The sequence below is a fragment of the Kitasatospora sp. NBC_01250 genome (assembly GCF_036226465.1).
GTDB lineage: Bacteria > Actinomycetota > Actinomycetes > Streptomycetales > Streptomycetaceae > Kitasatospora.
On sequence record NZ_CP108476.1, the window covers coordinates 2,227,375 to 2,250,469 of the forward strand.

Below are 23,095 nucleotides of genomic sequence, written 5' to 3' on the forward strand. Positions count from 1 at the left end.
TCGGGCCGGTGCGTCGCCCCCCACCACGCGCCGCTGCTACTCGTACTCGGTGCCGCCCTTGCGGGTCAGGTACGCCCCGCTGACCACCTTGGCGATCGCCCGGCCGCCGAGCAGCGGGCTGTGCCGCTCCTGCTGCGGCCGCACCACCACACCCTCGCGCAGGTGCAGCGCCCGGCCCGAGACGGTCTCGCGGCCCTCCGCGTGGGCCAGCACCACGGCCGGGTCGAACGGTCCGCGCCACACCTCCGGCACCAGCGGCAGCTCGCCGGTCAGCAGCTCGGCGGCCGGCAGCCAGCGCAGCTGACCGTCGATCAGGGCCGAGACGTCGAAGACCGCGTAGCCGGGCAGCTCAGTGCGCCCGGAGGCGCCGTAGGTCAGGTCCTGCACCCCGGCGCCGAAGACCTCGCCGAAGACGCCGACGCTCTCGGCGCCCAGCCGCTCGGCCAGCCGCGCGGCGACCTCCGGCACCCCGTGTGCCCGCACCGCGCGCCAGTACAGGTTGCGCCCGTCCTCCCGCAGCGCCAGGTGCTGGGCGCCGATGCCCTTGGAGGAGACCTGCACCCGGCCGGTGGCGGCGTGGTAGGTGAGCAGGCAGCAACTGCCGTGCAGCTTCTCGGTCAGCACCACCGGCTCGCCCGCCTCGAAGACGTCCGGGAAGCGCTGCAGGTTCTCGATGTCGACCCAGGGCAGCAGGTCGGGAGCCGCCTCGACCTCGCCGTTCATCGCGGTCGGGATCGGGGGCTGCCACTTGGTGATGCCCAACTGCCCGGCGAAGTCGCGCCCCTCGGCGGCGGCCGCGGCCAGGTCGGTGGCGGCCAGCGCGCGCGGGCGGCAGACGATGCCCTGGGAGAGCTCTCCGCGCAGCCGCACCGCGCGCACCCGGTCCGCCGCCGAGCCGGCCAGCTTGCCGGTCAGTCCCAGCTCCTCGATCAACGCGGCGGGCAGCACCGCCTGCTCGGGTATGTAGAGGGCGAACTCGCCGGTGCGGTAGGCGCCCTTGGCGACGACCGCGCGGTAGAGGCCGACCTGGGCCAGCTCCAGCGCGTCGGCGTTCGGGTGTTCGTGGATGGTCAGCCGCTCGACGGTGACCCGCAGTGTGGACATTGGGCAACTGTGCTGGTCGCCGGGGTTCCGCTGCCACCGGTTTTCGGGTTCGCACAGCCGGACGGGGGAACCCGGGGCCAGCACGCTGTGCAAAGGCACAAGGGATTTCAGGCTTGCACCTGCGGCACTATGATCGCCACAACGACCGCAGATACGAGCACCGCAGACCCACCGCCAGCCCGGCTGGGCCCCCGGCAACCCCCGGGCAGGCCTCCGGCGGAACGCGGCGGAGCCTGCCGCACGTGGCCACCGGTCCAGGGTCGCCCCCTTCCGTCGCGCAGTGCGGTGGACCGGCCCGCACCTGACCGCACCGCCGGGCCCGCGTGGACCGGCAGGAGGGGATTCCCGATGCAGTTCTCAAGCCGGACCCGCACCGCCGCCGTCGCCCTGGCCGCGCTCGCGCTGGCCGGGGGCCTGACCGCCTGCGGCAGCAGCGCGAAGTCGAGCGCGAGCGGCGGCTCGACGGGCTCCTCCGTTCCCGCCGTGAGCGGCACCGTCACCGTCTTCGCCGCGGCCTCGCTGCAGGACACCTTCACCGACCTCGGCAAGAAGTTCGAGGCCGCCCACCCCGGCACCACGGTGAAGTTCAACTTCGGCGGCAGCTCCGCGCTGGCCCAGAGCATCGTCTCCGGCGCCCCGGCCGACGTCTTCGCCGCCGCCTCGCCGGCCACCATGAAGACCGTCACCGACGCCAAGGACAACGCGGGCGACCCCAAGGTCTTCGTCCGCAACACCCTGGAGATCGCGGTCCCCCAGGGCAACCCGAAGCACATCGCCTCGCTCAAGGACCTCGCGGCCCCCGGCGTCAAGGTGGCGCTCTGCGCGCAGCAGGTACCGTGCGGCGCGGCGGCGATCACCGCGCTCAAGGCCGGCAGCGTCGACCTGAAGCCGGTCTCGCTGGAGCAGGACGTGAAGAGCGCGCTGACCAAGGTCGAGCTGGGCGAGGTGGACGCCTCGATCGTCTACCAGACCGACGTGAAGGCCGCCGGCGGCAAGGTGGCCGGGGTCAACTTCCCCGAGGCCGCCCAGGCGATCAACGACTACCCGATGGCCGACCTGGCCAAGGCGCCCAACGCGGCCGGGGCCAAGGCCTTCGTCCAGTACGTGGAGTCGCCCGAGGGCATCGCGGTGCTGACCGCCGCCGGCTTCCAGACCCCGGCCGGCGCCTCCTCCCCGGCGCCGTCCGCCTCGTGACGGCCCACCGGTGACGGGCGTGCGCCGCCGCGGTTCGGCCCGCATCCCGTTCGCCCTGCTGCTGCCGGCCCTGCTCGGGCTGCTCTTCCTGGTGCTGCCGCTGCTCGGGCTGGTGATCCGCGCGCCCTGGCGGGCGCTGCCCGGGCAGCTGGCCAGCGCCGAGGTCTGGCAGGCGCTGCGGCTCTCGCTGATCTGCGCCACCGCCGCCACGGCGGTGTCGCTGGTCCTCGGGGTGCCGCTGGCCTGGCTGCTGGCGCGCACCGAGTTCCCCGGGCGGCGGCTGATCCGGGCGCTGGTGACGCTGCCGCTGGTGCTGCCGCCGGTGGTCGGCGGCGTGGCGCTGCTGCTGGTGCTGGGGCGCAACGGGATCGTCGGGCGCTGGCTGGACTCCGCCTTCGGCATCACGCTGCCCTTCACCACGCCCGGTGTGGTGGTCGCCGAGGCCTTCGTGGCGATGCCGTTCCTGGTGATCAGCGTGGAGGGTGCGCTGCGCGCCGCCGACCCGCGCTACGAGGAGGCCGCCGCCACCCTGGGCGCCTCCCGGCTGACCGCGTTCCGCCGGGTCACGCTGCCGCTGATCGCGCCCGGGGTGGGCGCGGGCGCGGTACTGGCCTGGGCGCGGGCGCTGGGCGAGTTCGGCGCCACCATCACCTTCGCCGGGAACTTCCCCGGCACCACCCAGACCATGCCGCTGGCGGTCTACCTGGCGATGGAGAACGATCCCGAAGCGGCGATCGCGCTCAGTCTGGTGCTGCTCGCGGTCTCGATCGCGGTCCTGGCGGGGCTGCGCGGACGCTGGATGAGCACACCATGACCGGACCGCAACCCGGCAGCGGGCCAGGACTCGACGCCCACCTGCGGGTCGAGCGCCCCGGCTTCACCCTCGACCTCGCGCTGCGGGCCGCCCCCGGCGAGGTGATCGCGCTGCTCGGCCCGAACGGCGCCGGCAAGTCGACCGCACTGCGCGCGCTGGCCGGTCTGCTGCCGCTGGGCGACGGGCACCTGCGCCTGGACGGCGAGCTGCTGGAGGACCCGGCGGCCGGGCGGCACACGCCCGCCGAGCGCCGCCCGGTCGGCGTGGTCTTCCAGGACTACCTGCTCTTCCCGCACCTGAGCGCGCTCGACAACGTCGGCTTCGGCCCGCGCTGCCAGGGCCGCTCGAAGCGGGAGTCGCGGGCCCTGGCCCGCGAGTGGCTGGAGCGGATGGGCCTGGCGGAGCACGCCGAGGCCCGCCCGGGCCGGCTCTCCGGCGGGCAGGCGCAGCGGGTCGCGCTCGCCCGGGCGCTGGCGGTGCGGCCCCGGCTGCTGCTGCTCGACGAGCCGCTGGCCGCGCTGGACGCCCGCACCCGGCTCGACGTGCGGGCCCAACTGCGCCGGCACCTGGCCGAGTTCGAGGCGGTGGCGGTGCTGGTCACCCACGATCCGCTGGACGCGATGGTGCTGGCCGACCGGCTGGTGGTGATCGAGGACGGCGGCGAGGTGCAGTCCGGCAGCCCGGCCGAGGTGGCGCGCCGCCCGCGCACCGACTACATCGCCCGGCTGGTGGGCCTGAACCTCTACCAGGGCACCGGCGAGGGCCACGCGGTGCGGCTGCCGGACGGCGTGGTGGTGGCGGCGGCCGAGGAGGTGTCCGGGCCGGCCTTCGTGGCCTTCGCCCCGGGCGCCGTGACCCTCTACCGGGAGCGGCCCACCAGCAGCGCCCGCAACGTCTGGGAGCTGACGGTGGCCGGGCTCGACCTGCACGGCGACCAGGTGCGCGCCGAGCTGACCGGGACGCTGCCACTGGCCGCCGACCTCACCCCGGCGGCCGCCGCCGAGCTGGACCTCGGCCAGGGCACGCGGGTCTGGGTCTCGGTGAAGGCGGCGCAGACCCACGCCTACCCGGCCTGACCGGGCTCCGGAGGGCTCGGCAGCGGATCGACCTCGTCGCCGAGCACCCCACCCGAACCTGCACGACCCACGAACTGCTCGACTACACCGGAAGCCCCAGCCCGGATAACGGCGGCGAGATCCCGGCAGACATCTTCAGCCTTCGCCACCCGGCTGCTTTGCGGCGTAGGAGCGGAGCAGGACGAGGGCCTGCCGCAGTGCGCGGGCGAGGTGCTGATGGGATCCGGTCGCCTTGTCGATGACCGCGCCGCCCTGGAGTACGGCGAGCATCATGGAGGCGAGTTCGGTGACGGGGGTTCCTTCGCGCAGCAGGCCGCTCGCCTGCATGGCAGTGAGCTGCTCCCGTAGCTCGGCAGCCCACTGTTCGTACATCCGGCCGACCAGGTCCCGGGTGATCCGGTCGGTGTCCAGCGCCCGGCCCGCCAGGGCTGCGACCTCGCAGGCGTCGTCGCGCCCCTGCTGCTCGTGCAGCCGCAGGATCTGCTCGATCCACGACTCCCAGTCCTGCCAGGTGGCCAGCGGCACCGCAGGTGCCTCGGCCTGGGTCAGTCGGGCGAGGTGGCACTGGGCGGCCGCGCGGCGCAGTTCCTCCTTCCCGTCGGGGAAGTAGTGGAACACCTGCCCCTTGCTGGTGCGGGTCAGTCGCATGACCTCGTCGAGGTTGATGTCGTTCGCGGTGATCAGCAGGTCCGCTGCGGCCTCGACGATGCGGGCCTTGGTCGCTTCTCCCTTGGGTGTGGGCATGAAGCAAGCCTAGCTTTCTGGACTTGATAGTCCAAATTTTGCGTGCCAGCCTCATGGACGTGAAAGTCCAAAACCTCGTAGCCCGCATACGCGGCGCCGGAGCACTCCTCGTACTCGCCGCCGTGCAGTACGCGGCGCTGGAGTACGTCGCCGCCGCGGCCTGGCACAACCCTTCCTACAACTACGCCGTCGACTTCATCAGCGACCTGGGCAACCCGGTCCCCGGAGACGTGTTCCAGGGCCGACTGGTCGACTCGCCGCTGCACCTGGTGATGGACACCGCGTTCATCGCCCAGGGAGCACTGTTCATCGCAGCCGGTGTGCTGCTGCTCGCCGCCGTGAACGCGGGACGGTTCAGACGGGCGCTGCTCGGGCTGGCGATCGCCCACGGCGTGGGCGTGATCCTCGTCGGCTTCTGCCACGAATCCTCCGCCGCCCTGCACAACGGCGTGATCGTGGTCCACAGCATCGGCGCGGCCGCCACCATCATCGCCGGCAACGTGCTCCCGATCCTGGTCGGCACAGGCGGCGCAGCCTTGGGCGCCCCCCGGTGGCTGCGCGCGGCCGGCACCGCGCTCGGGGTCCTCGGCCTGGCCGCATTCGTGCTCCTTCAGGCCGACCGGCCGCTCTACGACTCCTACGGAGGAGTGCCCGAACGCATCGCGGTGTACACGATTCTGGCATTCGAGCTGCTGCTCGGGGGGATCCTGCTGATCCGTCCGCCGCGTCAGCGCACCCTTCCTTCTGTGCCCAACTCCCCTGAAAGGCTCGCATCATGACGGCTGTTCCGCACTCCGTGGCGCGTCTGGCCGGCCGTCGCGCCCTGGTCACCGGCTCGACCTCCGGCATCGGCCGGTCGATCGCCACGGCCTTGGCCCGTGAGGGCGCCACCGTGGTGGTCTGCGGCCGTAACAAGGACGCCGGCGACAAGGTGGTGACCGAGATCCGCTCGGTCGGCGGCGCGGCGCACTTCGTGCGCGCCGACCTGGCCGACGGAGCCCGGGCGGCCACGCGTCTGGCCCAGGCCGCGGCCGAGGCGGCGGGCGGACCGATCGACGTGCTGGTCAACAACGCGGCGCTGCTCATCCCCGCGCAGTCGCTCACCGAGGTCGACGAGCAACTGGCGGACCTGGCCCTGGCGGTGAACATCAAGGCGCCGGCCCTGCTGACCGCGGCCCTGGTCCCGGCCATGATCGAGGCCGGCGGCGGTGCGGTCGTCAACGTCGGGTCGATCAACGGCGCGATCGGCATGTCCGTCGCGGCACTGTACGGAGCGACCAAAGCCGCGCTCCACTCGCTGACCGCGTCGTGGGCAGCGGAACTGGCCTCCAAGGGCATCCGGGTCAACGCGGTGGCGCCCGGACCGACGATGACCGAGGAGAACGCCGCCTTCCACGACGCGCTGCGCGGCTACACGGCCACCACCCCGCACGGCCGCCCGGGCACCTCCGACGAGGTCGCCGACGCGGTCGTGTTCCTGACCAGCAGCCGGGCCACGCACATCCACGGCGTGACCCTTCCGGTCGACGGGGGATACCTGGCCGCCCGATAGGGCCACGGACGGGCCGGTCGGCGCGCCCTGCGCATGGCCGATCGAGCCGTCGATCCCCCGGAGCGAGCCGGTGCCGTGGTGCATTCCGAGCCTCTGAGCAGGCTTCGACGATCCATGGCGCGGCGCCTGCGGTCGACGGCGGGCCTCCGCGGCCCGCGGGGGCGAGGAATGTCCGAAAACACAGCGCGGTGCCGCGAGTTCGACTCGCGGCACCGTGGGCGCCGGCCCCGGACGGAGCCGACGTCGCAATCGCACGACCCAACCCCCACCGAAGCGGGAGAGAAACTGCGATGAAACGCAACGCACGGATCGCCGGCCTGGTCGCGGCGGCACTCGCGGCCTCCGGGCTGTCGACGGTCGCGCTCACCTCCAACGCCCAGGCCAGGGCGTCCCAGGCCAACGCGGTACAGGCCCAGGCCCTCTCGGCCCAGACCCGGGCCCTCGCGGACTGGCACGGCGCCAAGCCCACCATCGTGCTGGTGCACGGCGCGTGGGCGGACGCCGCCGGCTGGACCCCGGTCGTCGAACGGCTGGAGGCGGCCGGTTTCCCCGTCAAGGCGCCGCCGAACCCGCTGCGCGGCCTGGACTCCGACGCGCAGTACATCCACAGCGTCCTGGAACAGATCCAGGGCCCGGTCATCCTGGTGGGCCACTCCTACGGCGGCGCCGTGATCACCAACGCCGTCCAGGGCGACCCCGAGGTCAAGGCACTGGTCTACATCGCCGCCTTCGCACCGGCCCAGGGCGACTCGCTGGCCGGCCTCAACGGCTCGCAGCTGGGCAGGACCATCCCCGCGCTCCCCGTCATCGCGACGAGCTACCCGGGTCCCGGCGGCACCACCGGGACGGAGCTGACCATCGACCCGACCCGGTACCCCGGCGTCTTCCTGGACAACGAGCTCCCGCTCGACCAGGAGGAGGCGCTGGCCGCCGAGCAGCGGCCGCTGAGCCTCGCCGCGGTGACCGAGACCTCCGGCACACCGGCGTGGCAGACGATCCCGTCGTGGTACATGGTGGCCGAAGGCGACCACGCCATCGCCCCGGCCCTCGAAGAGTTCATGGCCACCCGGGCCCACGCGCACACCGTCGAGGCCAACGGCCCCCACCTGATCATGCTCACCAAGCCCGGCGCAGTCACCGACCTGATCGAACAGGCTGCCCGGGCCACCGCCCGCTGACAGAAGACCGATGCGTTCCCGGCAGGCGGCAAGCCTGCCGGGAACCCTCCGGCGCCGGCGCCACACGTTCGACGGAGTACGGGTCGGTTCCGGGTCCTCGACCCGGTGCGAGGCGCGCAGCGTCAGCATGCCGCAGCCGGTGAACTCGCGGGGCCGCCGCCTTCCAGGTACCGGCGAGTCGTGGCGTACTGCTCACGGGCGCCGAAGGCGCGGGGTGGGGCAGTAGCGCTCGCCCCCCTCTACGGCGACAGTCGGCCCGGGGGCGATCTCGGTGAAGCCGGCGTCGTGGACCACCGGCAGGTCGCCGGAGGTCAGTTCCGCCCAGCGGGCCGGGTCGGCGGTGCGCACGGCGAGCGCGAAGCCGTTCTCGGCCCACTCCTTGCGCTGCGTCCCGTCCAGCCGCCACCAGGCGAGCTGGGCGGCGTGGCCGGTCTGCGCCATCGTCTTCCCGGCGCTCATCTTCAGCTCGGGGTTGAGCCAGAGCACCGGCAGCTCCGGATCGGGGGCGGGCGGCTGCCAGTCCTCGGGGTCGCTCAGCTCGGTGCCGGAGACCTGGAGCTTGGCCAGCTCCTTGGGCCAGCCGTCCAGCGGGATCGGCGGGAAGACCCGCACCTCGGCGCTGCCACCGGTGACGGTGATGCCGGGCAGCTCGCCGGCCTTGCGCCACTCGCCGCCGCGGGCCCGCCGCACCACCTTGCGGATCCGGGCGTCCTCCCAGGCCGCCACCGCCTCGGCCCACTCGCCCTCGCCGCTCACCCGCTCGTCGGCGAGGAAGGTGAGCACCGCGCGGGCCGAGGTCTCCAGGGCGTCGGTGCGGGCGGGCGGCTCGCTCTTCTCCAGCCGGACGACCAGCGGCAGCACGTACTGCGGCCGGGCGTCGCGGTCCACGGGGTCGGCGGCGGGGCTCGGGGCGTCGAACGGTGAGGTCACCTGGACAGGCTACCGGCGGTAGCCGCGACCGGGCTCCCGCTCCTCGGCCTCCTCGTACGGCAGGAACCAGCCCTCGGGGTGGGTGGCGGACAGCAGCGCCTCCAGCCGGGCCCCGCTGTCCTCCTCCGCCTCCTGGCCGGCCATGTCGTAGACGCCGAGCAGCTCGTCGGCGCAGCCGTCCCAGTCGTAGTCGTACAGGTCGGCGGGCAGGTCGCCCATCAGGTCGGCCACCGCCTGGGGCTGGGCGCCCAGCAGCGAGCGGGCGTCGGACAGCGCCAGGCGCAGCGCCAGCTCCTCGCCCGGGCAGCGCGGCAGCGGCCACTCGCCCAGGCCGAGGTCCTCGGCGAGGTCGTCGAAGGCCCGGGCCATGGCCCGCCGCCAGGACCGGTGCATCCGCCAACTGCGCTGCGGCAGGCGGGCGAAGACGGCCCAGTCCTGGTCGTCCTCGTCGTTCACCGGCTCGTCGGCGTGCTCGTCCAGGTCGTCGTAGGCGGCGTCGGCCAGGGCGAGCAGCTGGGTGTGCAGCAGGCAGGCGGTGCGCGGGGTGAGGGTCCAGTCGCCCGCCTCGCCGTCCTCGCCGTCCAGCGGGAAGAGCTCGGCGAAGTCCGGCGCGAAGTCCTCGGTGGCGCTGATCTCCAGCGTGCCGCCGAGCGCCTCGATGCCGGGCAGCGAGCCGATCAGCCGGTCCGGGTGGAGCAGGGCGCCGAGGGCGGCGTGCGGGTCCTCGGACACCTCGCGCAGCAGCTCCAGGCGCTGGGCCGCCGGATCGATCCCGGAGAAGTCGAGCTCCTCCACGGCCGCCATCGCGGCAGCGCGCAGCGCCGGCCAGTCGGTCACCCGGATTCCGAGCACCACGGTGGCCTCGACCTCCAGCGCTCCCGGATTGTCCGTTGCGCCCGGCCCCTGCGGATGATCACGTCGCTCGCCCATGCGCCTACGGTACGGCTTTTCGCGGCGCCGCTCACCGGTGCGGCCCCAGGTTTTCGGGCGCGGCTACCGGACACGGCCCAACCCACCGTGCAGTATGACGAGATGAGCAACCTTGACGAATATGGCGGCGGTCCGACGGCGAACGCGGATGTGCTGGTGGTGACGACCAATGACGTGCCCGGCCACCGGGTCGAGCGGGTGATCGGGGAGGTGTTCGGGCTCACGGTGCGCAGCCGGCACCTGGGAACCCAGATCGGGGCCTCGTTCAAGTCGATGCTCGGCGGCGAGCTGAAGGGCCTGACCAAGACCCTGGTGGAGAGCCGCAACCAGGCGATGGAGCGGCTGGTCGAGCAGGTCAGGGCGCGCGGCGGGAACGCGGTGCTGGCGATGCGGTTCGACGTCACGGAGGCAGCTGATCTGGGGACCGAGATCTGCGCCTACGGCACCGCCGTGGTGATCGGTCCGGCCGCCTGACGCAGCACGACGAACGGTCCCGCCCGTGCCGGTGCACGGGGCGGGACCGTTCGTGCTCAGGCGTCGTAGTCCACCGTCACCTTGTCGGTGACCGGGCGGGCCTGGCAGGTGAGCACGTAGCCGGCCGCCAGCTCCTTCTCCTCCAGCGCGAAGTTGCGGCGCATCTCGACCTCGCCCTCGGTGACCTGGGCGCGGCAGGTGCCGCAGACCCCGCCCTTGCAGGCGAACGGCAGGTCGGGGCGGGAGCGCTGGGCGCCGTCCAGCACGCTGCGGTCGCGCGGCAGCCGCAGCGTGCTGCGCCGCCCGTCCAGCACCACGGTCACCTCACTGGTCCCCTCGGCACCGGGCTCCTCCTCCGCGCGCTCGGAGACCGGCTCGTCCTCGGCGTGGAACAGCTCCTGGTGCACCGCCTGGGGCGCGACCCCGAGCCCGGCGAGCAGCGCGCGGGCCTCGGCCACCATCTGGAACGGGCCGCAGAGCCACCAGTGGCCGACCGCCGGCACGTCCACCAGCGCGGTCAGCAGCGCCCGCACCCGCTCGGCGTCCAGCCGTCCGCTCAGCAGCTCGGCGTCCCGGGCCTCCCGGGAGAGCACGTGGACCAGCTCGAAGCGCTCCAGGTAGCGGTCCTTCAGGTCGGCCAGCTCGTCGGCGAACATCACGGTGTCGCTGCGGCGGTTGCCGTAGAGCAGGGTGACCGTGGACTCGGGGTGGGCGGCCAGCACGGTGCCCGCGATCGAGACCATCGGGGTGATCCCGGACCCGGCGGCCAGCAGCACGTGCCGGGCCGGGCGGGAGAGGTCGGCGGTGAAGGCGCCCGCGGGCGGCAGCACCTCCACGGTGTCGCCGGGTGCGGCCCGCCGCACCAGCTGCTCGGAGAAGAGCCCGCCGGGCACCTCGCGCACCGCGATCCGCAGCGGCCCGCCGACCGGGGAGCAGATCGAGTACGAGCGCCGCTCGTCGCCGGCCTCGGTCAGCTGCCGCAGGGTCAGGGTCTGTCCGGCCTGGAACACGTACTCCTCGCCGAGTCCGGCCGGGACCTCGAAGGTGACGGCCACCGCGTCGTCGCACAGCCGCTCCAGGGCGGCGATCCGCAGGGGGTGGAACTGCGCACGGCGGGGCGCCATCAGATCTCCTTCATGCGTTCGAACGGCTCGCGGCAGGCTCGGCAGCGCCAGAGCGCCTTGCAGGCGGTGGAGCCGAACCGGGACAGCTCCTCGGTGTCGGCCGATCCGCACTGCGGGCAGTCCACCACCAGCCGGGTGGGGCCCAGCTGCAGCAGGCCCGGGGCCGCCGGGGACGGCGGCGCGATCCCGGCGGCGGCGAGCTTGGCCCGGCCGGACTCGGTGATCAGGTCGGTGCTCCACGGCGGGTCCAGCCGCAGCCGCACCCGCACCTCGGCGAAGCCGGCCGCGCGCAGCCGCAGGTCGACGTCGGCGGCCATCTCGGCGACGGCCGGGCAGCCGGAGTAGGTCGGGGTGAGCCAGACCGTCACGGCGTCGCCGTCCCGCTCGACGCCCGCCAGCACGCCCAGCTCGGCCAGGGTGATCATGGGCAGCTCGGGGTCGGGGACGGCGCCCGCGATCCGGGCGGCGTCCGGCGCGGCCAGGGTGCTCACCATGTCGCCCCCGGGTGCTCGCGGGCCACGCACTGCAGCTCGGCCAGCAGCGGGCCCAGCGCCTCGGTGTGCACGCCGTCCCGGCCGGCCCGCCCGCCGATCCGGGCCAGCGGGCCCGCGCTCGGCACGGTCAGCCGGGCCTCGGCGATCAAGGCGGCGAGCTCGGCGAGCACCGGCTCGCGCAGCCCGGCCGGGTCCAGCCCGAGCCGCAGCTCGACCTCGTGGGCGGTGAACAGCTCCTCCAGCAGCGGCCAGACCGCGTCCAGGCCGGCCTGCATCCGGGCCGCGGAGTGGGCGGTGCCGTCGCCCAGGCGCACCGTCCAGGCGGCGGCGTACTCCTGGTGGTAGGCCAGCTCCTTGACGCCGCGGGCGGCCACCGCAGCGAGCACCGGGTCGGGCCCGGCGGCCAGCCGCTCGTAGAGGGCGCGCCGGGCGGTGGCGAAGAGCAGCAGGCGGGCGATCGAGAAGCCGAAGTCACCGTTGGCCAGCTCCACCAGGCGCACGTTGCGGAACTCGTGCTCGGCGCGCCAGTAGGCGAAGTCGTCCTCGGTGCGCCCGGTGCCGTCCGCCTGCCCGGCCCGGGTGAGCAGCAGGCGGGCCTGGCCGAGCAGGTCGAGGCCGAGGTTGGCCAGCGCCACCTCCTCCTCCAGCTCGGGCGCCCGGGTGCACCACTCGATCAGCCGCTGCGCCAGGATCAGCGCGTCGTCCCCGAGCAGCTGGCAGTAGAGCGAGAGGTCGGCTCCGTCGACCTCCGGCGGCACGGAGGTGTCGACGCCGAGCAGCGGGTCGGCGAAGCCGGTGCCGTAGGCCCAGCGGGCCTCGGCCTCGTGATCGCCTTCGGCGAGCGTCAGGTAGACGTGATCGTCCGTCATGGGGGCCCCCGTCAGATGTGCGGGACATCCTCGGGGATGTCGTAGAAGGTGGGGTGGCGGTAGACCTTGTCCCCGCTGGGCTCGAAGAACGGGTCGCGCTCGTCGGGCGTGGAGGCGGTGATCGCCTGCGAGCGGACCACCCACAGGCTCACCCCCTCGTTGCGGCGGGTGTACAGGTCGCGGGCCGCGAGCAGCGCCATCCGGTCGTCGGCGGCGTGCAGCGAGCCGACGTGGACGTGGTTGAGGCCGCGCCGCGGGCGCACGAAGACCTCGTAGAGCGGCCAGGACTGGTCAGACATGGGACTCCTCACGCTTCTTCGCATAGGCCGCGGCGGCCTCGCGGACCCAGGCGCCCTCCTCGTGGGCGGCCCGGCGGCGGTCGATCCGCTGGGTGTTGCACGGCCCCTGGCCCTTGATCACCCGCTGCAGCTCGGACCAGTCGGGCTCGCCGAAGTCCCAGCCGCCGCGCCCCTCGTTCCAGCTCAGCGCGGGGTCGGGCAGCGTGACGCCGAGGTGCTGGGCCTGCGGAACCGTCATGTCGACGAATCGCTGGCGCAGCTCGTCGTTGGTGTGCCGCTTGATCCGCCAGGCCATCGACTGCGCGGTGTTCGGCGAGTCGTCGTCCGGCGGGCCGAACATCATCAGCGAGGGCCACCACCAGCGGTCCACCGCGTCCTGGACCATCCGCTGCTGGCCCTCGGTGCCGCGCATCAGGGTCATCAGCAGCTCGAAGCCCTGCCGCTGGTGGAACGACTCCTCCTTGCAGATGCGCACCATCGCCCGCGCGTACGGGCCGTAGCTGCAGCGGCAGAGCGGGACCTGGTTGCAGATCGCCGCGCCGTCCACCAGCCAGCCGATCACCCCGACGTCGGCGAAGGTGAGCGTCGGGTAGTTGAAGATCGAGGAGTACTTCTGCCGCCCGCTGATCAGCTTCTCGGTCAGCTCCGCGCGGTCCACGCCCAGCGTCTCGGCGGCGGCGTAGAGGTAGAGGCCGTGGCCCGCCTCGTCCTGGGCCTTGGCCAGCAGGATCGCCTTGCGGCGCAGCGAGGGGGCCCGGGTGAGCCAGTTCCCCTCGGGCTGCATGCCGATGATCTCGGAGTGCGCGTGCTGGGCGATCTGCCGGATCAGGGTCGCCCGGTAGGCGTCGGGCATCCAGTCGCGCGGCTCGATCCGCTGCTCGGCGTCGACCACCGCCTCGAAACGCTCGGCCAACTCAACCATGAGAAATCCTCCCGACTGACCGTTCGGTCGGTTCCATTGTGTAGCCAGTGACCTACGGATGACAAGCACGGACGGATCACCTGCCACAACGCCCGAGGGCGGACCCGGCAGAACCGGGCCCGCCCTCGGGATCGGGGGTGCGGGAGGCTAGCGCGCGCCCAGCCGGGGCAGCGGCATCGCCAGCAGCCCGGTCAGCAGCGCGAGCCGGGGCGCCAGCTGGTCCAGCGCGATGCGCTCGTCGCGGGCGTGCGGCCCGGCACCCACCGCGCCCAGGCCGTCCAGGGTGGGCAGACCCCGGGCGCCGGCCAGGTTGGTGTCCCCCGCGCCGCCCGCCGGGGCGCCGTCGACCTGCTGCCCGAGCGCGGCGGCCAGCGAGCGCACGTGGTGCAGCAGCGCGTTGTCGCCGGCCCGCTCGGGCCAGGCGGGGCGGCTGGAGAGCACCTCGGTGCGCACCAGTGCGCCCGGACGCAGCGCGGTCAGGTGGGCCAGGCTGTCCAGCGTGCTGCGCTGGGCCTCGGGCGTGGAGAAGCGCAGGCCCAGCTCCGCCTCGGCCTGCCCCGCCACCACGTTCGCCCGGGTCCCCCCACGGATCCGGCCGGTGTTGAGTTCGGTGCCCGGCTGGTGGGCCAGGTCGCGCACCGCGACCAGCTGGTCCACCAGCTCGTCCACCGCCGAGGTGCCGTCCTCGGGGTGGTTGCCGGCGTGCGCCTCGTGGCCGGTGACCGTCAGCCGCACCCGGGTCGAGCCCCGGCGCGCGGTCTTCAGCCGGCCGTCCTCGTGCGGCGGCTCCAGGCCCAGGACGGCGGCGGCGCCGGGGAACTGGCGCTCCACCACGCGGCGGCCGTCCGGGCTGCCGACCTCCTCGTCCGCGGTCACCACCACCCGCACCGAGTGGTACGGGCGCAGGCCGAGGTCGGCGAGGAGGGCGAAGGCGCCTTCGAGAAGGGCCAGACCGGCCTTCATGTCGAGCACGCCAGGTCCGCTGAGCACGCCGTCGTGCTCGCTGACCGGCCAGTCCGCCAGCGTGCCGGCAGGCCAGACGGTGTCGTGGTGCCCGACGAAGAGCAGATGCGGAAGGCTCTCGTCCTGGCCCCGCCAGTGCAGTTGGAGGTGGTCGCCGGCCGCGCCCGGCACCCGGCGGACCTCGGCGCCGGTGGCCCGGTAGCCGGCCGACAGCTCCTCGGCCAGGTTGTTCAGGCGGGTCGCGTCGCCGCTCGGCGATTCGATGGCGGCCAGCGCGGCGCACCGGCGGCGGATGCCGGCGGAGCGCGCCTTGGCCTGGGCGGCGAGGGTGCCCGGCAGACCGGGCAGCGCCTCGGTCCTGGAGGCGGGGTCGGCCGGCGGGGTCGTCACGCGTTGGCTCACCGGGCACCTCCGCGGCGGCAGTCCGTACTCAGCGTGTCGAGAGCCGGCCAGGCACGCCACGTGGTTGGTGGACGGAGAACCCCTGGTGCGATTGAGCAGTGTGGTGCGGTGGAACGGCTGGTCGGCATACGTCCTCCTTGCTCGATCCGGCGGCCCCGCAGGCGCGGAACCCCCCGTGGACACCGGCCTCCGGGCAGCGGAGGCCGAAGTGAGCCTAGAAGAACGCCTCGCTCCCCGGCGAGGTGGCCCTTCACAGCGGCCATCTCCCACGATGGACCTGCCGGGGCGCCTCGGCATGATGAACCGCCACAAGTGAACGAATCCTCGGCCCCGCCGTGGAGCCGGCCCGCCCCCGCCGATCCACCGGCCCCGGACACGGCCTGGGGCCTGTCCGGCGGATCCGGACAGGCCCCAGGGCTTCTCTGACGCGCGCTAACCGACCGGGGCGAGTTGCCAGGTCTGGTTGGCGCCGCCGTTGGGCGGCCACTGTATGGCCGGGGCGCCCATGGTCAGCGAGGCGCCGGAGACGTCGACCAGCTCGCCGTCCGAGCGGGACTCCAGGGTGTAGCGACCGCCGCCGGCCGGCACCACCAGCCACTGCTGGTTGGTCCCGCCGTTGGGCGTCCACAGGTCGAGCTGGGTGGCCGGCACCGTCGTGATGTTCGGCACGTCGAGCGCCTTGCCGCTGCCCACGCCGGTGATCGTGTAGTAGCCGTCCCCGGTGCTGGTCAGCCGCCACTGCTGGTTGCTGCCGCCGTTGCCGGTCCACTGGATGATCGGGGTGCCGTCGGCGGTGCCCTGGTTGGAGGCGTCCAGCAGCTGGCCGCTGTTGCCGTTGACCAGGTTGTAGGTGCCGTCCAGCGCGGTGCTGGTGCCCGGGGTGATGGCGAGGTTGCTGAACTGCGCGTTGTAGTAGCCGCCGGTGCCGAGCGCGATCTGGCCGGCGCCGTAGGAGCTGTCGGTGACGGAACCCAGGGTGACGCCGTCCAGCCGGGCGGTGAGGGTGCTGCCCTGGAAGCCCAGCTCGACGTGGTGCCAGGTGTTCAGGCCGAGCGGGGCGACGGTGCCGGAGGCCAGGGTGGTGAAGCTCCAGCCCTGGCCGTCCTTGAGGATCGTCCAGGCGCCGTTGTCGCCGACCCGCAGGTTGTAGGCGTTCAGACCGCCGTTGTTGCGGCCCTGGGTGCCGACCCGGCCCAGCAGTTCGGCGGTGCCCGACTGTTGCAGCAGGACGTCGGCACTGACCGTGTAGTTGGTCCAGCTCAGGTCGCCCATGGTGGTGTAGGGCTGGTCGCCGGTCTCGTCGGTCCACCGGATCGGGGTGGTCCGGGCCTGCTGCTGCAGGCAGTTGCCCGGTCGGCCGCCGGCGCACGGCTCGGTCTCGAAGGCGCCGTTCATGGCACTGAAGTAGCGGGCCTCCTGACCGGTCCCGGTGCCCGCGAGGCTGTCCTGGTAGGGCAGCGCGAGCAGGCCGCGCTGCGGGGAGGTGGCGGTGCCGGCGCCCTGCCCGGTGGTGGTGGTCACGGTGTAGACGTGGCCGGGCTGGAGGGTCAGCTGGTAGCCGCCGGCGCTCGGGGTGAGGTCCGGGCCCGGGACCAGGTGGTCGGTGGAGTAGTTGGAGGAGAAGTCGGTGGACCAGACGTGCAGCGCGCCGGCGGGCAGGCCGCCGGTGACGTTCAGCGTCACGGTCTGCGGGGCGGTGGCGTCCAGCGCCTCGATGACGGTGCTCCAGGCCGAGCGGTCCGGCGCGGCGTAGCTGACGTAGCTGCCGTTCGCGCGGTTGCCGCCCAGGTAGCCGGAGGCGGTGTCCAGGTACTGCCAGCCGGGCGCGGTGAACTGGGTGGTCTGGGCGATCGCCCAGGCGCTGCGGCCCACCGCGTAGGCACCGGACCAGGGCTGGTTCGCCGTCACCAGGCCCATCGTGTTGAAGCCGAGGTTGGGGTAGAGGGCGGCGACCACCGGCCAGTTGATGAAGGCGGTGAGCTTGGCGTCCAGGTAGCCGCGGTTGATCCCGCGCACGATCGGGCCGGCCCCGGTGTCGGCGTCCTCCGATCCGTTCTCACTGGCCCACAGCGGTTTGCCGGTGGCCAGCGCGTCGGCGGTACTGCTGCAGCTGGTCATCGCGGACATGTAGCCGCAGGGGTAGTGGGTGCCGACGATGTCGACGGCGCCGTTCAGCGCACTGTCGGAGCGCATCGAGGTCGCGATGGCCCAGGTGTCGTCGGCGCCGACCACCTGGGTGCTGCCGTAGCCGTTGGCGGCGAGGGCGGCGTGCAGGTTCTCGTACCAGGTGGCGTTGTAGCCGCGTTCGTTCCAGCCGCCGAGGTAGTCGATGGACAGGCCGTGCTGCTTGGCGCAGCCGAGCCAGCTCATCAGGTAGTCGATCATGTCCTGCGACCAGAAGTTCCCGTTGCCGATCCAGCCGGGGGCGCCCCAGGAGAGGGCGTAGAGCTTGATCGCGGGGTTGCGGGCCTTGGCCTGCTCCATCAGCCACCACTCGTAGCCGTTGTTGCAGTCGATGGTGCCGCGGGTGTGCTCGATGGAGGACTCGGCGCCGTCGGTGGAGTTGGTGTCGCCGCCGACCTCGGCCTTGAGGATCTGCAGCGCGGCGCCGTAGCCGGGCTTGAAGAGGTAGTCCAGGATCTGGCTGCGCTGGGGCTCGGGGTAGTCGAGCAGCAGGCGGGAGTTGCCGCCGCCGCCGCTGATCGCGCCGACGCCGTCGAAGGTGCGGCCGGGTGAGGTGCCGTCGACGGTGATGGCGGTGGGAGCGAGCGCGGCGCGGGCCCCGGGGGCGGCGGGGGTGGCCGGGGCCGGGGCGGCCTGGGCCCGGCCGACCAGCAGCGCGAGGCAGAGCGCGAAGCAGAGCGCGAGGACGGCGGCGGGGGCGCTGCGTCCCAGAGGGCGGGCGGAGCGAAGGGGCGGGGTGCGGGGGTCGGTGCGCATCAGGTGCAGTCCTCCCGTGGTTCGCCGTGGGGGATTGTGAGCGCTGCTCACGGTAAATCGAACGATACCGAGCAAAAGCAAACGGTAGGGATCGACTGACTGGGCGTCAAGAACTGTGCATTGATCGACAGTTCCGCATGTCGGGATGAGCGATGGCAGATAACACTCGACAGATGACCGATGACAGATATTGAAATCTGTCAGCCGTCATGCCAATGTTGTCATCGCAAGCACCCAGCACGACCGCCCCGGAGGCACCCCATGACCGCCATCGCCACCCGCAAGCTCGGCCGCACCGGCCCCGTCACCTCCGCGCTCGGCCTGGGCGCGATGGGCATGTCCGACCTCTACGGCCCGGCCGACGAGGCCGAGAGCATCGCGACCATCCACGCCGCACTGGACGCCGGGGTCACCCTGATCGACACCGGCGACTTCTACGGCATGGGCCACAACGAGCTGCTGATCAGCCAGGCGCTGCGCGGGCGCGACCGCGCCTCGGTCGAGCTCAGCGTGAAGTACGGCGCCCAGCGCGGCCCGGACGGCTCCTGGATCGGCGTCGACACCAGTCCGGCCGCCACCAAGACCGCCCTCGCCTACACGCTGCGCCGCCTGGGCACCGACTACGTCGACGTCTACCGCCCGGCCCGGCTCGACCCGAACGTCCCGATCGAGGAGACGGTCGGCGCCATCGCCGAGCTGGTCAAGGCCGGCTACGTGCGCCACATCGGCCTCTCCGAGGTCGGCGCCGCCACCCTGCGCCGGGCCGCCGCGGTCCACCCGATCAGCGACCTGCAGATCGAGTACTCGCTGATCTCCCGCTCGCTGGAGGCCGAGGTACTGCCCGCCGCCCGCGAGCTGGGCATCGCCGTCACCGCCTACGGCGTGCTCTCCCGCGGCCTGCTCAGCGGCCACTGGAGCGCCGACCGGGCGATGGCCGGCGGCGACTTCCGCGGCCACAGCCCCCGCTTCCAGGGCGAGAACCTGACCCACAACCTCACCCTGGTCGAGGCGCTGCGCCGGATCGCCGAGGCCAAGGGCGCCACCGTCGCGCAGGTGGCGATCGCCTGGGTGGCCGCGCAGGGCCAGGACATCGTGCCGCTGGTCGGCGCCCGGCGCCGCGAGCGGCTGGCCGAGGCGCTCGGCGCCCTGCGGATCGAGCTGACCGGCGCCGACCTCGCGGCCATCGAGGCGGCCGTCCCGGCCGGAGCCGCGGCCGGCGACCGGTACGCTGCCGAACAGATGGCCTCCCTCGACAGCGAGCGGAGCGCGCCCGGCGCGCACTGAGTCGACCGGTCGGCCCCGGGCAGCCCGCCCCGGGGCCGACCGGCAGGGCCGTCGACCCACCCGCCGGACCAGTAAGGACGTAGCACTCCGTGACCCCCGAGACCACCCTCACCCCCGAGCAGATCCTGAGCGCGGCGGAGGACGTGCTGCGCCGGTTCGGCCCGGCCAAGGCCACCGTGGTCGACATCGCCCGCGCGCTCGGGGTCAGCCACGGCAGCGTCTACCGCCACTTCCCCAGCAAGGCCGCGCTGCGCGAGGCCGTCACCCAGCGCTGGCTGGACCAGGCGCACGAGAGCCTGCACTCGATCAGCATCGAGACCGGCCCGGCCGGCGAGCGGCTGCACCGCTGGCTGAGCACCCTGTTCGCCGCCAAGCGCAAGAAGGCGCTGGACGACCCGGAGCTGTTCGCCACCTATCTGACCCTGGTCGCCGAGCACAGCAACACCGTCGACGCGCACCTGCAGACGCTCACCGAGCAGATCGCGCACATCATCCAGGACGGCATCTGGCAGGGCGAGTTCAGCCCGGTGCCGGTGGCGCCCACGGCCCGCGCGGTGTTCCAGGCGGGCTCGCACTTCCACGACCCCGGCTACGCCGGCGAGTGGGCCGACGAGCGCCGCTCGGCGACCGACTTCGAGGCGCTGTGGGCGCTGCTGCACGCCGGTCTGCGCGGCCCCTGGGGCACCCCGGACGCCCCCGCGTCGAAGCCGCGCACCGCCGGGAAGTGACGGCCCGTCATCAGGTTGATCGCGAACCACTCCAGTTGGTCCGTGAGTTGAGCGTTTCGGGCAGGTAAAGGATGCTGCCCGCACCTTGCCGCTTGACGTGAACGCGCACTAGCGTCTGCCCCACACCAGCCCAGCCCTGACCGGCGGGACAGGTGTGGGGCCTTCTTCTGTCATGACCGTGCCACCCCGCTGACCTCGGCGCGGTGCCGTGCGGCGCCGGACGGTCGGCGGCCCCTTGTTTCGCGCGCTCACTGCCCCACCCACGTGCCCGGTCCGCGGTCGGCGGCCCGGTGCGTCGTCCAGATCAGCGCGTTGCTTCTCCCCTGCGCCGCACACGGCATGCGCCCGTGCGCGGCGTACCCCGGCTCGCGGCCACGAGTCGTGAGCCGTCCGCACGTGCCGAGATCCACCAGCACCGGGCCCGCCCAACCGCCAGTCGCACCCCGGACCGGCCGGGCGACGCCCCGACCCCCACGGAGGGTTCAATCTTGCGCACAAATCCCACGGCCGGTCCACGCCCGCGCAGGCTGCGCGCGCTGACCGCCCTGCTCCCGTCGGCGACCCTGGTCGCCCTGGGCCTGCTCGCGCCCGCCGCCCACGCCGCCGCACCGGCCGGCACGAGCGACAACGTCGCGGTCAAGCGGGCCTGTGCGGCACCGACGCACCCGGGCCAGATGGCCTGTCTCGCCCTGGAACGCACGAACGTCGCCGAGCCGCACGCGGTCTCCCCGAACGCGGCCCCCTCCGGCTACGGCCCGACCGACCTGGCCAGCGCCTACAACCTGCCCACCTCGGCCGGCTCCGGCCAGACGGTCGGCATCGTGGACGCCCAGGACGACCCGAACGCCGAGTCCGACCTGGCCACCTACCGCTCCACCTACGGGCTGCCGGCCTGCACCACGGCGAACGGCTGCTTCAAGAAGGTCGACGAGAACGGCGGGACCAGCTACCCGACCGGCGACACCGGTTGGGCCGGTGAGATCTCGCTCGACCTCGACATGGTCAGCGCGGTCTGCCCGAACTGCCACATCGTGCTGGTCGAGGCCACCTCGGCGAACATGAGCGACCTGGGCACCGCGGTCAACCAGGCCGTCGCGCAGGGCGCCAAGTACGTCTCCAACAGCTACGGCGGCTCCGAGGACTCCACCGACACCAGCTCGGACAGCCAGTACTTCAACCACCCGGGCGTGGCCATCACGGTCTCCGCGGGTGACGGCGGCTACGGCGCCGAGTACCCGGCCTCCTCGCAGTACGTGACCGCCGTCGGCGGCACCTCGCTCTCCAAGGCGTCCAACGCCCGCGGCTGGAGCGAGAGCGTGTGGAACACCAGCAGCACCGAGGGCACCGGCTCCGGCTGCTCGGCCTACGACCCGAAGCCCAGCTGGCAGACCGACAGCGGCTGCAGCGAGCGCACCGTCGCCGACGTCTCCGCGGTCGCCGACCCGGCCACCGGCGTCGCGGTCTACCAGACCTACGGCGGCTCGGGCTGGGACGTCTACGGCGGCACCAGCGCCTCCTCGCCGATCATCGCCTCGGTGTACGCGCTGGCCGGCACCCCGGCCGCGAGCACCTACCCGGCGTCGTACCCCTACGCGCACACCAGCGCGCTGAACGACGTGACCAGCGGCAGCAACGGCAGCTGCTCGCCGACCTACCTGTGCACCGCGGGCACCGGCTACGACGGCCCGACCGGCTGGGGCACCCCGAACGGCACCGCCGCCTTCACCTCCGGCGGCAGCACCGGCGGCAACACGGTGAGCGTCACCAACCCGGGCAGCCAGTCCACCGCTACCGGCAGCGCGGCCAGCCTGCAGATCAAGGCCAGTGACAGCGCCTCCGGCCAGACCCTGACCTACTCGGCCAGCGGCCTGCCCACCGGCCTGTCGATCAACTCCAGCACCGGCCTGATCAGCGGCACCGCCAGCACCGCGGGCAGCTACTCGGTGACCGTCACCGTCACCGACTCCACCGGTGCCAGCGGCTCCACCACCTTCGGCTGGACCGTCTCCACCTCCGGTGGCGGCTGCTCCGGCTCCGGCCAGCTGCTCGGCAACCCCGGCTTCGAGACCGGCAGCGCCTCGCCGTGGACCGCCACCGCCGGTGTGATCAACAGCGACACCACCGACGAGCCGGCCCACTCCGGCAACTACGACGCCTGGCTCGACGGCTACGGCGCCTCGCACACCGACACCCTCTCGCAGACGGTGACCGTGCCGACCGGCTGCAAGGCCACCTTCAGCTTCTGGCTGCACATCGACACCGCGAAGACCGGCAAGACCGCGGCCGACAAGCTGACCGTCACGGCGGGCTCCACCACGCTGGCCACCTTCTCCAACCTGAACGCCAACAACGGCTACGTCCAGGAGAGCTACGACCTCTCCGCGTTCGCCGGCAAGAGCGTCACGGTGAAGTTCAGCGGCGTGGAGAACTCCTCCTCCGCGCAGACCAGCTTCGTGATCGACGACACGGCGCTGAACGCCAGCTGATCGAACGCCTCGCCCCGGCGCTGACCGGGTGCTGAACTCCGTGCCGACCCGACCTCGGCACGGCCACCACCACGGCGCAGCGGGGGTGGGCCCACTGGCCCGCCCCCGCTGTCCTTTGCTGTCAACGGTCTGGCTAGCGCCGCGAGTTGCCGAAGAGCAGCCGGTAGATGATCAGCAGCACCAGCGAGCCCGCGATGGCCGAGCCCCAGGTGGCCGGGTCGTAGAAGTGGTGGGCGACCGGCCGGTGCAGGAAGCGCACGGAGAGCCAGCCGCCGACGAACGACCCGGCGATGCCGATCAGCGTGGTGATGATGAGGCCGCCCGGGTCGCGCCCGGGCAGCAGCAGCTTGGCGATGGCCCCGGCCAGCAGGCCCAGCACGATCCAACTGATGACGCCCATGTTCCTCTCCCCCTTTGTCCTCGTACGCGGCAGTCTGCCCACCCAGACGCCGGGACACCCGGCTCCGGTTGCGCCGGGCTTTCCTGAGAGCGCTCTCATGGTGGCCTGCGACCCTGGGCGGTCGCCCGACCCACCGGGCACGGACGACAGCAGGACAGCACGACGCCCGACAGCATGACGCCCGACAG

The 23,095-nt window shown here is 73.2% G+C and carries 22 protein-coding genes; 10 read left to right on the forward strand and 12 right to left on the reverse strand.

Translation table 11 applies throughout. The features are described from left to right. Positions 1 to 36 precede the first annotated feature (36 nt). Positions 37 to 1,104: an RNA ligase (ATP) gene (locus tag OG500_RS09105; RefSeq protein WP_327066002.1), complete on the reverse strand. Its 1,068-nt coding sequence runs from the start codon at positions 1,102 to 1,104 to the stop codon at positions 37 to 39. 348 nt (positions 1,105 to 1,452) lie between these two features. Between OG500_RS09105 and modA the strand changes: the two genes are divergently transcribed. Genes modA through OG500_RS09120 form a run of 3 tightly spaced genes read left to right on the forward strand, consistent with a single transcriptional unit; the run spans position 1,453 to position 4,188 of the window. Further along, on the forward strand, positions 1,453 to 2,298 hold the full coding sequence (gene modA / locus OG500_RS09110; protein ID WP_329578458.1) for a molybdate ABC transporter substrate-binding protein: 846 nt from the start codon (positions 1,453 to 1,455) through the stop codon (positions 2,296 to 2,298). Positions 2,299 to 2,308: 10 nt separating this feature from the next. After that, positions 2,309 to 3,112 (forward strand): molybdate ABC transporter permease subunit, encoded by an 804-nt coding sequence (gene modB, locus OG500_RS09115; RefSeq protein ID WP_327066004.1) that lies wholly within the window; start codon positions 2,309 to 2,311, stop codon positions 3,110 to 3,112. Continuing rightward, complete coding sequence (locus OG500_RS09120) at positions 3,109 to 4,188, forward strand: ABC transporter ATP-binding protein (RefSeq protein ID WP_327066005.1); 1,080 nt, start codon at positions 3,109 to 3,111, stop codon at positions 4,186 to 4,188. The genes modB and OG500_RS09120 overlap by 4 nt, the downstream gene beginning before the upstream one ends. Before the next feature lie 135 nt (positions 4,189 to 4,323). On the opposite strand, the gene OG500_RS09125 is transcribed toward OG500_RS09120, so the two are convergent. Then, a complete protein-coding gene (locus OG500_RS09125) occupies positions 4,324 to 4,932 on the reverse strand; it encodes a TetR/AcrR family transcriptional regulator (RefSeq protein WP_329578462.1) in 609 nt (202 codons plus the stop codon). Between the two features lie 38 nt (positions 4,933 to 4,970). Between OG500_RS09125 and OG500_RS09130 the strand changes: the two genes are divergently transcribed. The 3 genes from OG500_RS09130 to OG500_RS09140 all read left to right on the forward strand — a co-directional run bounded on the left by OG500_RS09130 (position 4,971) and on the right by OG500_RS09140 (position 7,662). Further along, positions 4,971 to 5,711, forward strand: a complete 741-nt coding sequence (locus OG500_RS09130; protein WP_329578465.1) for a DUF998 domain-containing protein — start codon at positions 4,971 to 4,973, stop codon at positions 5,709 to 5,711. Further along, complete coding sequence (locus OG500_RS09135; protein WP_327066008.1) at positions 5,708 to 6,484, forward strand: SDR family NAD(P)-dependent oxidoreductase; 777 nt, start codon at positions 5,708 to 5,710, stop codon at positions 6,482 to 6,484. Before OG500_RS09130 ends, OG500_RS09135 begins: the two co-directional genes overlap by 4 nt. Positions 6,485 to 6,774: 290 nt before the next feature. Next, positions 6,775 to 7,662 carry an alpha/beta fold hydrolase gene (locus tag OG500_RS09140; protein ID WP_329578468.1) on the forward strand — a complete coding sequence of 296 codons (888 nt, stop codon included), beginning with the start codon at positions 6,775 to 6,777 and terminating at the stop codon, positions 7,660 to 7,662. A gap of 192 nt (positions 7,663 to 7,854) precedes the next feature. On the opposite strand, the gene OG500_RS09145 is transcribed toward OG500_RS09140, so the two are convergent. Both OG500_RS09145 and OG500_RS09150 read right to left on the reverse strand, forming a co-directional pair. Then, complete coding sequence (locus tag OG500_RS09145; RefSeq protein ID WP_329578471.1) at positions 7,855 to 8,592, reverse strand: peptidyl-tRNA hydrolase; 738 nt, start codon at positions 8,590 to 8,592, stop codon at positions 7,855 to 7,857. 9 nt (positions 8,593 to 8,601) lie between these two features. Beyond that, positions 8,602 to 9,522, reverse strand: coding sequence for a hypothetical protein (locus OG500_RS09150; RefSeq protein WP_327066011.1), 921 nt, complete (start codon positions 9,520 to 9,522; stop codon positions 8,602 to 8,604). Between the two features lie 102 nt (positions 9,523 to 9,624). Here OG500_RS09150 and OG500_RS09155 point away from each other — a divergent pair, with 102 nt between their 5' ends. After that, on the forward strand, positions 9,625 to 9,996 hold the full coding sequence (locus OG500_RS09155) for a YbjQ family protein (protein WP_327066012.1): 372 nt from the start codon (positions 9,625 to 9,627) through the stop codon (positions 9,994 to 9,996). A gap of 56 nt (positions 9,997 to 10,052) precedes the next feature. Here OG500_RS09155 and paaE read toward each other — a convergent pair whose 3' ends face one another. The 7 genes from paaE to OG500_RS09190 form a co-directional block, all read right to left on the reverse strand. After that, positions 10,053 to 11,120, reverse strand: a complete 1,068-nt coding sequence (gene paaE / locus OG500_RS09160; RefSeq protein ID WP_329578479.1) for a 1,2-phenylacetyl-CoA epoxidase subunit PaaE — start codon at positions 11,118 to 11,120, stop codon at positions 10,053 to 10,055. Further along, positions 11,120 to 11,614 carry a 1,2-phenylacetyl-CoA epoxidase subunit PaaD gene (gene paaD, locus OG500_RS09165; RefSeq protein ID WP_327066014.1) on the reverse strand — a complete coding sequence of 165 codons (495 nt, stop codon included), beginning with the start codon at positions 11,612 to 11,614 and terminating at the stop codon, positions 11,120 to 11,122. Before paaD ends, paaE begins: the two co-directional genes overlap by 1 nt. Continuing rightward, positions 11,608 to 12,483 carry a 1,2-phenylacetyl-CoA epoxidase subunit PaaC gene (gene paaC, locus OG500_RS09170; RefSeq protein ID WP_329578482.1) on the reverse strand — a complete coding sequence of 292 codons (876 nt, stop codon included), beginning with the start codon at positions 12,481 to 12,483 and terminating at the stop codon, positions 11,608 to 11,610. Before paaC ends, paaD begins: the two co-directional genes overlap by 7 nt. Positions 12,484 to 12,494: 11 nt before the next feature. Beyond that, entirely contained in the window at positions 12,495 to 12,782 is a 288-nt protein-coding gene (gene paaB / locus OG500_RS09175; protein ID WP_327066016.1) for a 1,2-phenylacetyl-CoA epoxidase subunit PaaB, read from the reverse strand. Continuing rightward, positions 12,775 to 13,704, reverse strand: a complete 930-nt coding sequence (gene paaA / locus OG500_RS09180) for a 1,2-phenylacetyl-CoA epoxidase subunit PaaA (protein WP_329578486.1) — start codon at positions 13,702 to 13,704, stop codon at positions 12,775 to 12,777. The genes paaB and paaA overlap by 8 nt, the downstream gene beginning before the upstream one ends. 147 nt (positions 13,705 to 13,851) lie before the next feature. Further along, positions 13,852 to 15,057: a M20 family metallopeptidase gene (locus tag OG500_RS09185; RefSeq protein WP_327066018.1), complete on the reverse strand. Its 1,206-nt coding sequence runs from the start codon at positions 15,055 to 15,057 to the stop codon at positions 13,852 to 13,854. A 444-nt stretch (positions 15,058 to 15,501) separates the two neighbouring features. Further along, positions 15,502 to 18,009, reverse strand: a complete 2,508-nt coding sequence (locus OG500_RS09190) for an RICIN domain-containing protein (protein ID WP_327066019.1) — start codon at positions 18,007 to 18,009, stop codon at positions 15,502 to 15,504. A gap of 261 nt (positions 18,010 to 18,270) precedes the next feature. Here OG500_RS09190 and OG500_RS09195 point away from each other — a divergent pair, with 261 nt between their 5' ends. From OG500_RS09195 to OG500_RS09205, 3 genes are all read left to right on the forward strand, one after another. Next, positions 18,271 to 19,293 carry an aldo/keto reductase gene (locus OG500_RS09195; protein WP_327066020.1) on the forward strand — a complete coding sequence of 341 codons (1,023 nt, stop codon included), beginning with the start codon at positions 18,271 to 18,273 and terminating at the stop codon, positions 19,291 to 19,293. 89 nt (positions 19,294 to 19,382) lie between these two features. Continuing rightward, positions 19,383 to 20,021, forward strand: a complete 639-nt coding sequence (locus OG500_RS09200; protein ID WP_327066021.1) for a TetR family transcriptional regulator — start codon at positions 19,383 to 19,385, stop codon at positions 20,019 to 20,021. A gap of 488 nt (positions 20,022 to 20,509) precedes the next feature. Next, positions 20,510 to 22,507 (forward strand): putative Ig domain-containing protein, encoded by a 1,998-nt coding sequence (locus OG500_RS09205; RefSeq protein WP_329578491.1) that lies wholly within the window; start codon positions 20,510 to 20,512, stop codon positions 22,505 to 22,507. 133 nt (positions 22,508 to 22,640) lie between these two features. Here the strand turns inward: OG500_RS09205 and OG500_RS09210 are convergent, their stop codons facing one another. Continuing rightward, positions 22,641 to 22,907, reverse strand: a complete 267-nt coding sequence (locus OG500_RS09210; protein ID WP_327066023.1) for a GlsB/YeaQ/YmgE family stress response membrane protein — start codon at positions 22,905 to 22,907, stop codon at positions 22,641 to 22,643. Positions 22,908 to 23,095: the final 188 nt, after the last annotated feature.